The 995-nt window shown below is 65.1% G+C and carries 1 protein-coding gene; it reads right to left on the bottom strand.

The genetic code is table 11. The features are described 5' to 3' along the window. A partial coding sequence (gene bchE / locus JTN19_RS14500; RefSeq protein ID WP_206934102.1) for a magnesium-protoporphyrin IX monomethyl ester anaerobic oxidative cyclase occupies positions 1-995 on the bottom strand: 995 nt, incomplete at both ends.

Raw genomic sequence — 995 nt, 5'->3', positions numbered from 1 at the left:
GCTGAAGGGCCAGGGCGTGTACATGGCCCAGTTGGCCATGTCCGGCGCCCAGTCCTGCGCCATGCGGTAGGTTTCCTCCAGCGTCTCGACCGTCTCGTTCTCCAGGCCCACGATGAACTGCGCCTCGGTGACGATGCCGTTGTCGCGCAACAGCTGGATGGCCTTCCTGTTCTGCGCGATGGTGGTTTCCTTGTTGAAGCGGTCGAGCTTCAGCTGCGCCGCCGCCTCGGTGCCGAGGCTCACATGGATCAGCCCGGCCTTCCGGTACATCGGCAGCAGCGCCTCGTCGCGCAGGATATCGGTGACGCGGGTGTTGATGCCCCAGAGCACGGGCAGGTTCCGCTCGATCATCAGCTCGCAGAACTGCACGAACTTCTTCTTGTGGATGGTGGGCTCCTCGTCGGCCAGGATGAAGAAGCCCACGTCATGCTCGCGCACCAGCGTCTCGATCTCGTCCACGACCTTGCGCGGGTCGCGCACGCGGTAGTCGCGCCAGAACTTCCATTGGCTGCAGAAGGAGCAGGTGAAGGGGCAGCCGCGCGCCATATTCGGGATGGCGACGCGCTTGCCGAGCGGGATGTAGATGTACTTGCTCCATTCCAGCACGCCCCAATCGGGCTGGATGCGGTCCAGGTCCTTGATCGGCGGGGCGGCCGGCGTGGCCACGACCTGCCCGCCGTCGAGATAGGCGATGCCCTTCACCTCGCTGCGTTCCGCCAGCCACTTTCCATCATCCACGCAGCGCACCAGGTCGAGAAAGACCTGCTCGCCCTCGCCACGCACGATGGCGTCAATCCAGGGCGCCTCGGCCAGCACCTGCTGGTACATGAACGTGCCATGGATGCCGCCCAGCACGGTGACGGCCTGGGGGCAGACCTCCTTCGCCATCTGCAACAGGCGCTCGGCCTTGTAGATGGAGGGCGTGATGGAGGTGGCGCCCACGATGTCGGGCTTGAGTTCCGCCAAGGCATCGCGCACCTGCTCATCCGTCAGGT

Origin of the sequence: Roseococcus thiosulfatophilus (assembly GCF_017311575.1) — a bacterium.
Lineage (GTDB): Bacteria > Pseudomonadota > Alphaproteobacteria > Acetobacterales > Acetobacteraceae > Roseococcus > Roseococcus thiosulfatophilus.
Note: the sequence above shows the minus strand (reverse complement) of the source record. Positions and strands in the feature narration are given on the sequence as shown.